We start from the raw sequence: 9071 nt of genomic DNA on the forward strand, positions 1-9071 counted from the left end.
TAAACTCATGGCATCAGCTGAAACTGTCGGAGCATTTCCACAGGGACTACCTCGCGTGGTTGAGCCTGGAGCTCACCGATGACGCCGCGCATCTTTCTGGGTCGAGGTCCACTTATGGGCAGTCCGGGTTGGCGGAGTCGCGCGGCGCTACGTGCTGCGTCTGGGTTTCGGAGACATCCCCAGATCTATGCCACCTGTGCGTCAGCGCCAAGCGCCCACCTACTACAAATCGACCAGGCTGACGACGATCCATGGCCTCGGTGCGTGACGCATGCCACCGCATCTTCTCCTGCCGCCACAACCTCACCCAGAAATGCTGGTCGCCAAGCTCGCGCCCCGATGGCTGCTCTTCGTCCAGCTGCTGCCGTTCGAGCGTAAGGAACGAAGACCTCGCAGCCCGGTTCGCCGGTCAGCGCGGCATCCTCAATGACGAAGCAGGCAAGATGCTCATCCCAAAGAAATATATGGAAGGGCATACCGAAACGATGATGGAGATGTTTGACGCGCCACGTCTGCGTTTGGACGCGTGAGCTGCGCGGCGATGGCAAGCTGGATCGTCTATAATGGCACTGTCGATGATCGGCGCGACCCACCGCGCGCCCAGGACGCTTCATCACCGACGGCGAATGGGAGGACGAAGCTAATGGCGCGTTTCTCTGCACCTAACGCCGATCAGGCGGGAGGATCAAGTGTGTACTGAACGGACCCAACCTCGACACGCACTAGCCTTCCGCCGACTCGAAAACGCGGCTGCTGCGCGGTGTACCAACCTTTCCGATGCCGCCGGACGAAGAATCGCCGCTCGATCTGGACGAACCGGTCAAGCATCCCGCCATTGGCGCAACGATGGAGCCGGCAGTCTTTGATCTTTTCAATGCCTACTATGCCGCGCTGCACGACATGACCGATCCCCGCCGCATGATGATATTCTCGATGACCATTTGCGCGGCAACTATGGACGCTTCTCGACGATGGCGCTCAAGCTGGCGCTGATCCTGGCGATTATGGATTGGACGGATGAGGGGATGCCCAACACGCCGCGCATCACGACGGTACACTGGGCAAGGGGGCAAATGCTCGCAGAAGAGTACCGCGCGTCGGTGCATCGCCTACTTGATGAACTCAGCATCAGGGGCTTTGATGTGAAGAACGAAGAAGGTACGGGGCTTTATAGCGCGGCATGGGGAGCTGACCGCCGTCAGCGCAGGACATTCTGCGCAGTGCTGGCGTGAAGTCGCGCAAAGAAATCGGCTGCAGAAACACTGGCGGCGTGGTCGAGATGGCGTGATTGAGGTCATCGAGCGCAAAGGGGCTTGCAGAGCGCAGGTCGACCGTGAAATACCGGCAGAGCTATCGATCATTTTCGTCATGGCGGCTTTTGCGACCATAATTCCCCACACTCAAAACGGGATGACATGCCGAGGATTTCGAGGGCGTGTTGACGAAATCTAGCCGTTATGCTGGGGGAAAACCGCCCAGCGCAGCAGAACGAGCCCCCCCCACCGCGATGACGAAGCGGCGAGATGACGAAATTCCGAATTTTGGCATTTCGTCCCCAGCACTGACGAAATTCATTTGGGGAGGTCAGCAGCCATGATCGTGTCAAAAAAAGCCTCAAAGCACAGCTCGACCTGGCAGCTTGTCGAGCGCAGTCTCGGCTAACCGCGCTTTGGGGGCGGGACTATGCCGCCGTTCAGTGTCACTTTGCACAGCGCACTTTTTACGGCTATTCGCTCGTCGTGTACGCTCACCACTGGCGCACAAAATTTCGGCAAATGTTACCATGCCCGGGAGGCGATGCCATCGTGGGCGCAACACTACCAACTGACGTTTCACAGAGGCATGTGAACGGCAGGTAGAGCAGGGTTTACCCCAGACTGAAATTCTGAACCGCACCCACTGCACGGCTGAACCGATGGCACAGCCGCCGGATGCTGCTTGGCAGGCGAAGGCGCGACGCATCATCGACGAGGCGCATGACCGCTTGTGGTCACCGGAAGGGCAGCGCGCGTGGGGTTATACAGTTTGGGACGCGGAACGAGCAAGGATATCATCCGGCTTGCGCAGCTTGGTTTAATTCCGTGATCGCCCGACGGCGTGGCGCGAGATCGACGGCAGACGTGCCGTGCGGCATTCATCCATGGATCAATATTGCGGATGAGGTCTGGGGATCAAGGTTCATCGGGGCGGCGAGCGAGCAGCGATATCAACAGGTGAAGCGGCAATATTGCGACTGCCTCGCTCTGGCGGATCGCATTCTGCCGCGAACGCCGCTCATCATCACCGAAGGCGAGTTCGACGCGCCGCTGATTGCTTAGGCTGGAATGCGGCGACCTGGCACCGAGCAGCGGCAATCGGCAGCGCCAGCCATGCCCGGATCGACCGCCGTTGGTACGGAGCGCTGCTCGGCGTACCGCGCGTAATTGCCTGTATGGATGCGGATGCAGCGGGAGCGGGAGCATCTGCGGATCCGCGACGCTTAGGGAGCAGTCAAGTGCGTGCAGGTGCCGCGCGGCAAAGACCTGAGCGAGTTCTACCAGCAGACAGGCGAAAACAGAGTGAAGGAATGGCTTCAAACCGTGATCAATCAGGGACTGCAATCATGTCGGTTCAAATAGTGATCGCAGGATGCAAGGACGTAGACGACTTTTTCAAATTGAGCGAGCGGAGCAAGCTCACTCACATGCCGCTGCTCGGTTTCGTGCTGTGGCGATAATCATCGTTCTCGCACTCAGATGAGATCGGCAGAACTTCTGTCACAATCCCAAACACGGCAATGAACACGAGAATCGCACCTGAGAAACGGGTCAACAGCTTGTAGTTACCCGTGATCCACCGCGTGAACTGCCGCTGCAAAGTGCCTGCTAGAAACGGGAGTACGACCAGCACCCACCCGAACCCTAGCCCGAAGAACAGAAAATAAAGTAGTCCATCCGCAAGAACAGCGAAATTATCAGCGCCAAGCAAGAATGCGCTGGTGATGGAGCGGCCCCGTGCAAGAGCAGGGTCATCGGGCCCAAAAAAGCAGCCCGTAAAGATAGGCAGTTAGGGAGCGGTTACGCAGCAGCGGAATGCTCGTTGTACTGAGTCGCGCAAAAGGATTGAACCCAAACAGCATCATCACGCCCAACACGAGCACTACGCCATAGATGATGGGCAGAAGAATGGGCAGAATCGCGCCAAACGATTGGTTGAACGTGAAGAGCAGGAAACCGACGACCAGCATCATTGTCAAGATACCCGCCAGCACCAGCAACCCCAACCAGCGCCCGCCGCGCCGCGCTTGCGCACCGTTGCTGTTCCCGGCGAGGAACGCGACCAAGCCGGGATACAGCGGAAGCAGACAGACATTCGTCAGAATCGCTTGATTACCGAGGACAAAAGCTTCAAGATATTGACCGATCATGCGCCGCCCGCTGCTTGAATCTGGGCAACAATTTCTGAAGCTGATTCGATGCCGGTGGTCAGCGCGGAAACTGTACCATCGGGGCGTATGATGAAATGCGGTGTCGAAGGCGGATTACTGATCGTCCGCCCGGAAAGCATTCACCAATTCACCGAGTAGTTCAGGCGTCATCACGGCGAAGTGCCATTCAAAGCTGTTGGTGTCGGCATACGCCGCGAGATCGGCAGATGAAATATTGGTTTCGACGCTCAAAGCGACGAAAATCACGTTCTCGCCCAGTTGTTCGCGCGCGCTCCGCACGTTTCCAAGCTGCTGACGGCAGTTCGAACACCACGTCGCCATCGGCTCTACGAACACGGTTTGACCGGCAAAATCTGCAAAGGTGAACGTCTCGCCAGTGCGTGCATTGGTTACAGGGAGAGTCTGCCACGCGGGTAATTCAGTGACGGGCGCGAGTGCAGTTTCGATTAAAGTGCTGGTTGGAAGCAATGTTTCAGTTGCGTCAACGAGGCTAGCTGCTGCAATAGTCGGCTCAACTACATCTGTAGGGTCGATTGAAACGGATTGTGGTGGCGATACCGCAGCAGGCGCACAAGCCGCAGCTAACAAGAGCAAGAGCAGCGTGAACAACAATCTCATCTTCTAATCTCTCCTAAACATGGACAGGCGAATGTCTCACGACAAGCACACCCATGTTAACCCCGCAAGTAAGCGCTAGATAAACCGATCACCTCTGAAATGCCGAAGAGTTGCCGAAGAGTTCTCACAATTCCGTCGCTTAACTCCTAACTGTCAACGTCGCCGTAAACCGTCGTTTCCGGTCGGAAGGCTGCCCACGCGAACCAGAAATGCGGAAAGGCGAGTTCCTGCCGAAGTTGACTGCCGCTCAATGTGCCTTCGACCGCCGTGCCAAACACGTTCCACGTGCTGCCCGTCTGGTCGTCACTGAATCGCACCCGCAGCATCGGCGCTGAAGGTGAGTGTTTGCCCGTCGAGTTCGCGGCGGTACAGCGCCGCCATGCCGACATCGCGGGAGGCATCAATACTGCTCTGATCCAGCGCGCTGGTCGCGCCGGGCTGCCAGAAAGCTACCACCGCCCGTCCGCTGATGGTATCGTTGATGACAATGGCTTCCGCCAGCATTGGGAAGGGATAAGCGACGGCCTCGCCGCCGATGAGCGCGCCGAGCACCCGTTCGGTCGCAAAGAGGCGCTCATCGAGTTCACCGCGAAACAAAAATGGTTGAGCGGATGAGTCATAGCCGACGTAGGGATTGGTCGCATAGGTGCGACCATTGCGCGACAGCACTTCACCATGCGGGTACTGTTCGACAAACGCGCCGAAACCCACCACCTGTGAAGGCAGTAAGTTCAACTGCGTCCCGGTATAGCTGCCGACGATCCCTTCGCCGGTGAACTGCTGCCACCAGCTTTGGGTCACATCATCCCACATAATCAGGTCGCTGTTGCGCAGCAAACCGGAGACGCCGAAGCGTAAGACCTGCCCATCCACCGCCCGCTCAACACGACGGCACTGTTGCACAGTGGGCAGAAGGTGACAGCGACCGGCACACCGCTCACGACATCATTCACGATTTCATGCCGCGTCAGAATGGCGAGGGGATAGGCGCGCGCAGTGCCGTTCAATGCAAACGCGATCACCGGAGACTGCGGTTGCAGCCATGTCGCAGCATCGGCCATCGACTCGAAGGTCGGATTATCTATCGGGGGGATGCCATCACGGGGAACGCCGCCAGAAATAATGTCGTCGAATACGCCTGCCTGAGACTGACAGAAATCTGTTTTGTCCCATACACGGGTCAAACTCGATACATCAAGCGGCGGATTAGCACAACTCAACTGGGCGCTCACGGTGACGACGCTTCCAGAAAATAGCCCAACTACTAGCGCGAACAGCAGTACGATCCAGCTAAATTTCGTGGGCTGGTTTCTCATCAACCATCCTCCAACCTATGCGGGTTTCGACCGCTTTACCGCCAACAAAGCCGCAGCCCGGTCTTGATCTGCGGCACGAAAGTTCAATTCATGCGCTTAACGGCGCTGGATCAGGGTGAAGAACCCAGCAGTGACGATGCCAAAGATCACATGTCCAACCAGACTCATCCACTGGGCATCGCCGATCTGGAACACCATGTCGGTCATGCCCATCATCAGCGGCATCATGACCAACGCGCCCAGCACCCACCAGATCACCCCATAGACGATGCCCGCGCCCATCGACACCAGCCACCCCGAGGCGGGGCGGCGCGACCGCCCCGTACACCGCGCCGATGATCGCGCTGATCATCAAGTGCATGACGAAGCCGACCACCGGATTTTGCGAACCGACCATCTGCGCGAGCATCGGCAGCATCCCGCCCACCGCCATCTGCACCCCGAACACCGAACCGCCGATCAACGCGGCGGTGATCCCCTGAATTACACTGCTGACGAGTGTGGATGAAGCCGCTTGTTCCTGACGAATCGCTGTTGTCGCCATGTCCGAACCCCTTGTGAGTATCAAAATCAGTCAATCTCCTCAGTGTATGCAATCCTTATGCGGGAGGAGCAAAGAAACAACCCGCAAATGCCGAAGATTTGCCGAAGACGGCATTCCAGCCGCCGCTTCCGTATTACACTTGAGGGCAGATTGAGTTTTCGGGAGTGACAGGTTTTGGCAACGCACATCGGAGTCGGGTTATCCGACCAAGCGAAGGGCTTCGACTGCGGACGCGACGCGGCGCGGGCGGCTTGCGCCAGTCTCCCGGACACGAACGTGCCGATCACGCTGGCGCTGTTGTTCACGTCGCATGCCCACCCGGAACAGGTGTTGAAAGGGGCCAACGCTGTCCTCGGCGATGTGCCCTTGATCGGCGCGACCTCGGTCGGGCAGTACAGTCACCATGGGTATGTCGAACACGGTGCGGGCGTGCTGCTGATTCAAAGCGAGCACATTCGCTTCCATACTAACCGCTATCAGCGTCCATTGGTGGGCAAAGGGCGGTTGTTAGGCGCTCTACGTGGGGTCACGACAGAAGGCTTGGCAGCGCTTTTCATCATCGCGCGCTGATGCTCTTTCCCGACGCGCAGGTGATGAATCTGGATGAAGTCGTGGATCGCGCGATGACGGAAACCGGGATGCTCTACGATATCCTTGGTGGACCCAGTCCGAACGCAAATCAGCCGCCGCGCCCTCTATCTTCTTCAACCGCCGCGTGTTTCGCAACGGCTTGAGCGCCGCCGAAGTGTTGAGCCAGACGCCTCTCGGTTTGGCGCTCGACAACGGTTGGACACCTTTCAGCGGTGCGTATCGCGTCACCCACACCGACGCGCATCGCATCCTCAAGATCGATGGTCGTCCGGCATGGGAAGTCTACGAGGATTTTCTCAATGACCATGCCATCGCGTATCAACCGGATGATCCGGCGGCGACGACGCTGCATTACCCGGTCGGGTGTGCGAAACGGAAGCTGCAAGGTGAGTTTCGTCACGGGCCTGACCGATCCGGCGCGATGCTCGTCACCGCGCCGCCGGTGGGACGACTGATTCACATCTTATCTACCCGCCCGATGCGCTCGTGACTCGCCGGACGCGCCGTCGATCAGGCGCGAGCGCGGGCGCAAAGCTGCGCCGGGGCCTTGTCTATCGACTGTATGTCGACAGCGATGGTATTCGGCGACACCATGCCAAGCAGCGCCGCCGTTCAAGAACGGTTGGGGATGTCCCGTTTCTCGGCTTTCGCAGTCACGGTGTGCTGTCGCGCTTACAGGGGCAGACTGCCGGACATTATGAATGTTCCGTCGGCACGTTTATCTTCCCGAAATGACGATCATGAATGACCTTGCCCAACGCGTAGCGAATATGCTGTGTGCCGGGTCGGTTGAACAGACGCTCTCGTTCGCGCTGGCGAGTTTGCCTCACGCTGACCCACCCGCAGTGGGTGTGTTTTTTGATCTGGGATGCCGATCTGAAACGCTACATCATCGGGGGAGACGTGGCTTCCCGACGCGGAACCCAGAACCCGCTGCGCTGCGCCGCCTCATCTTGGGACAGGCGAATACGGCTTACCTCGGTGACCCGGTACACGCCACGTTTGTTGGAACAAACGCTTGGTATCACCCATTGAACGCGCGAGAAACCGACGTCGGCGCGTTATGTCTTGGCGTTGACGAGATACCGCCTGAAGCGCAGCCGTCCTACGATTTGCTGGTCAAAGCATTGAGCCAGGTCTATATACACCAACGCACTTAGAGCAGGCGGATCGTGAGCGGGCTGAACTGGAAAGCGATCGCCAGCGGTTGGAGCAGTTTACGGGCGGTCGAAGACCAGCAGCGCACCATCGATCAACCGCTGGCAGCCGAGCGCCAGCTCCCGCCTCTTAGAAGCGAAGGTCGGAAGAGCGGACGGCAGCGCTGCGGGCGCGCAGAATCGTCTGATTCAGTCGGAAAATCTCGCGGTTATCGGGCAGTTAAGAGTCCGCTCGCCCACGAACTGAATAATCCCCCGCAAGCCATCGAGAGCGGTTTAGGTCAGTCATTGACTCACACAACGCAGGCGCAGAAGTGCGCTCAGATTTGACGATCATCCGGCAGGAATTGGAACGCATTCAGACGATTTTCCGGCAGATGCTGAATTTATCGCCCGGTCTCGCATGAAACATTTGCCGCTCGATGTCAATGCCATTTGCGAAGGGGTGCGCATCTCATGCGGAAACGGCTGCTGCAAGATGCGGGGATTTGCTGCGTCTACAGCTGCCGACCCTCTGCCCGCCGTGCGGCGACAGTAATCAGATCAAACAGGTGCTGCTGATCTCATCCTGAACGCGGCAGAAGCAAAGCGCCGGGAAGCGGCCCGACATCCAATTGACCACCGCCACACAGGGGCAAACGGTGCTCATCACGCTGGCGGATAATGGAGCAGGCATTCCGCTCGGAACATCTCCGCACGCCTATTTGAGCCGCTGTTCACCACCAAGACACGCGGCTTAGGCTTGAGGTTGGCGATTTCGCGGGTAATCAACGAACGGCACGATGGGAGCATCAACGTCGCCAGCACGCCGGGCAAACGAACGACGTTTACCATCAGGCTGCCCATGAAGGAGACGTGCGACCGTGAGTAATCGAGTATTGGTCGTCGATGATGAACCGGCAATCCGCAATTTTCTGGTCCGCATCTCCACGGAGTTGACGATTACGCGGTGACAGCGGCGGGTGATGGTCGAGAAGCGCTGGAAAAACTGGAGCAGGAGCCGAGTTTGATGTTCTGCTCACCGACATCAAGATGGATCGTCTGGATGGGGTTGAACTCCTGCACGTCGCCAAAGCCACACTATCCCGATCTCGCTTGATCCTGCTGACCGGACATGCGACCGTCTCGTCGGCGGCTGCGGCAGGGGGGGGGGGCTGTTGACTACTATACTCAAATGCGGCGAAGAATTTTGAGGACATCCTTGCCGAGCATTCCTGGATCAACGCTGGACTGACCGCGCGCGTCGGCTGGAGCGGCATTAATGCGCTCGAACGAATCGCTGCGCAGTTCATCGATGTCGTGCAGCCCGGAACAGCAGACTGTCGCGCAAGCGACCAGCACCTCCTTTGCCCACGGCGACCTAACGTTCGACGTGGCGGATTAAACGACCGTCTTGGCGGTCAGGTACTCGACCTCAC

Annotated in this window: 16 protein-coding genes and 1 pseudogene; 11 read left to right on the forward strand and 6 right to left on the reverse strand. The window is 58.3% G+C overall.

What is annotated here, in order from left to right; genetic code table 11:
* The first annotated feature begins 260 nt into the window (after window positions 1-260).
* The 4 genes from IPK17_RS39410 (at window position 261) to IPK17_RS39425 (ending at window position 2077) form a co-directional block, all read left to right on the forward strand.
* Window positions 261-530 carry a hypothetical protein gene (locus IPK17_RS39410; RefSeq protein ID WP_343423240.1) on the forward strand — a complete coding sequence of 90 codons (270 nt, stop codon included), beginning with the start codon at window positions 261-263 and terminating at the stop codon, window positions 528-530.
* Window positions 531-777: 247 nt separating this feature from the next.
* Window positions 778-993, forward strand: coding sequence for a hypothetical protein (locus IPK17_RS39415; protein ID WP_343423241.1), 216 nt, complete (start codon window positions 778-780; stop codon window positions 991-993).
* Window positions 972-1232 (forward strand): hypothetical protein, encoded by a 261-nt coding sequence (locus tag IPK17_RS39420; RefSeq protein ID WP_343423242.1) that lies wholly within the window; start codon window positions 972-974, stop codon window positions 1230-1232. The genes IPK17_RS39415 and IPK17_RS39420 overlap by 22 nt, the downstream gene beginning before the upstream one ends.
* A 683-nt stretch (window positions 1233-1915) precedes the next feature.
* Window positions 1916-2077 (forward strand): hypothetical protein, encoded by a 162-nt coding sequence (locus IPK17_RS39425; protein ID WP_343423243.1) that lies wholly within the window; start codon window positions 1916-1918, stop codon window positions 2075-2077.
* Between the two features lie 602 nt (window positions 2078-2679).
* Here the strand turns inward: IPK17_RS39425 and IPK17_RS39430 are convergent.
* The 6 genes and pseudogenes from IPK17_RS39430 to IPK17_RS39460 form a co-directional block, all read right to left on the reverse strand.
* Window positions 2680-2889: a hypothetical protein gene (locus IPK17_RS39430; protein WP_343423244.1), complete on the reverse strand. Its 210-nt coding sequence runs from the start codon at window positions 2887-2889 to the stop codon at window positions 2680-2682.
* 118 nt (window positions 2890-3007) lie between these two features.
* A complete protein-coding gene (locus IPK17_RS39435; RefSeq protein ID WP_343423245.1) occupies window positions 3008-3406 on the reverse strand; it encodes a hypothetical protein in 399 nt (132 codons plus the stop codon).
* Between the two features lie 114 nt (window positions 3407-3520).
* Entirely contained in the window at window positions 3521-4045 is a 525-nt protein-coding gene (locus tag IPK17_RS39440; protein WP_343423246.1) for a peroxiredoxin family protein, read from the reverse strand.
* Window positions 4046-4191: 146 nt separating this feature from the next.
* Window positions 4192-4362 (reverse strand): DUF3179 domain-containing (seleno)protein, encoded by a 171-nt coding sequence (locus tag IPK17_RS39445; protein ID WP_343423247.1) that lies wholly within the window; start codon window positions 4360-4362, stop codon window positions 4192-4194.
* A pseudogene (locus IPK17_RS40940) lies at window positions 4349-5361 on the reverse strand (DUF3179 domain-containing protein). Before IPK17_RS40940 ends, IPK17_RS39445 begins: the two are co-directional and overlap by 14 nt.
* A gap of 96 nt (window positions 5362-5457) precedes the next feature.
* Entirely contained in the window at window positions 5458-5643 is a 186-nt protein-coding gene (locus IPK17_RS39460; protein ID WP_343423250.1) for a hypothetical protein, read from the reverse strand.
* Between the two features lie 53 nt (window positions 5644-5696).
* Here IPK17_RS39460 and IPK17_RS39465 point away from each other — a divergent pair, with 53 nt between their 5' ends.
* From IPK17_RS39465 to IPK17_RS39495, 7 genes are all read left to right on the forward strand, one after another.
* Window positions 5697-5843 (forward strand): hypothetical protein, encoded by a 147-nt coding sequence (locus IPK17_RS39465; protein WP_343423251.1) that lies wholly within the window; start codon window positions 5697-5699, stop codon window positions 5841-5843.
* 236 nt (window positions 5844-6079) lie between these two features.
* Complete coding sequence (locus IPK17_RS39470) at window positions 6080-6475, forward strand: FIST N-terminal domain-containing protein (protein ID WP_343423252.1); 396 nt, start codon at window positions 6080-6082, stop codon at window positions 6473-6475.
* Complete coding sequence (locus IPK17_RS39475) at window positions 6475-6639, forward strand: hypothetical protein (protein ID WP_343423253.1); 165 nt, start codon at window positions 6475-6477, stop codon at window positions 6637-6639. Before IPK17_RS39470 ends, IPK17_RS39475 begins: the two co-directional genes overlap by 1 nt.
* Window positions 6621-6986 carry a hypothetical protein gene (locus IPK17_RS39480; RefSeq protein ID WP_343423254.1) on the forward strand — a complete coding sequence of 122 codons (366 nt, stop codon included), beginning with the start codon at window positions 6621-6623 and terminating at the stop codon, window positions 6984-6986. The genes IPK17_RS39475 and IPK17_RS39480 overlap by 19 nt, the downstream gene beginning before the upstream one ends.
* Window positions 6983-7231, forward strand: coding sequence for a hypothetical protein (locus IPK17_RS39485; protein WP_343423255.1), 249 nt, complete (start codon window positions 6983-6985; stop codon window positions 7229-7231). The genes IPK17_RS39480 and IPK17_RS39485 overlap by 4 nt, the downstream gene beginning before the upstream one ends.
* A gap of 1170 nt (window positions 7232-8401) precedes the next feature.
* A complete protein-coding gene (locus tag IPK17_RS39490) occupies window positions 8402-8524 on the forward strand; it encodes a hypothetical protein (protein WP_343423256.1) in 123 nt (40 codons plus the stop codon).
* Window positions 8525-8914: 390 nt separating this feature from the next.
* Window positions 8915-9037 carry a hypothetical protein gene (locus IPK17_RS39495; protein WP_343423257.1) on the forward strand — a complete coding sequence of 41 codons (123 nt, stop codon included), beginning with the start codon at window positions 8915-8917 and terminating at the stop codon, window positions 9035-9037.
* The last annotated feature ends 34 nt before the right edge of the window (window positions 9038-9071 follow it).

The sequence above is a fragment of the Candidatus Flexifilum breve genome, from assembly GCF_016713355.1.

Excerpts from the sequence above, each read along its gene's own strand:
- IPK17_RS39415 (WP_343423241.1), top strand. The coding sequence starts at position 778 with ATGCCGCCGGACGAAGAATCGCCGCTCGATCTGGACGAACCGGTCAAG.
- IPK17_RS39420 (WP_343423242.1), top strand. The coding sequence starts at position 972 with ATGGCGCTCAAGCTGGCGCTGATCCTGGCGATTATGGATTGGACGGAT.
- IPK17_RS39425 (WP_343423243.1), top strand. The coding sequence starts at position 1,916 with ATGGCACAGCCGCCGGATGCTGCTTGGCAGGCGAAGGCGCGACGCATC.
- IPK17_RS39435 (WP_343423245.1), bottom strand. The coding sequence starts at position 3,406 with ATGATCGGTCAATATCTTGAAGCTTTTGTCCTCGGTAATCAAGCGATT.
- IPK17_RS39440 (WP_343423246.1), bottom strand. The coding sequence starts at position 4,045 with ATGAGATTGTTGTTCACGCTGCTCTTGCTCTTGTTAGCTGCGGCTTGT.
- IPK17_RS39460 (WP_343423250.1), bottom strand. The coding sequence starts at position 5,643 with ATGGGCGCGGGCATCGTCTATGGGGTGATCTGGTGGGTGCTGGGCGCG.
- IPK17_RS39465 (WP_343423251.1), top strand. The coding sequence starts at position 5,697 with ATGATCGCGCTGATCATCAAGTGCATGACGAAGCCGACCACCGGATTT.
- IPK17_RS39475 (WP_343423253.1), top strand. The coding sequence starts at position 6,475 with ATGCTCTTTCCCGACGCGCAGGTGATGAATCTGGATGAAGTCGTGGAT.
- IPK17_RS39495 (WP_343423257.1), top strand. The coding sequence starts at position 8,915 with ATGCGCTCGAACGAATCGCTGCGCAGTTCATCGATGTCGTGCAGCCCG.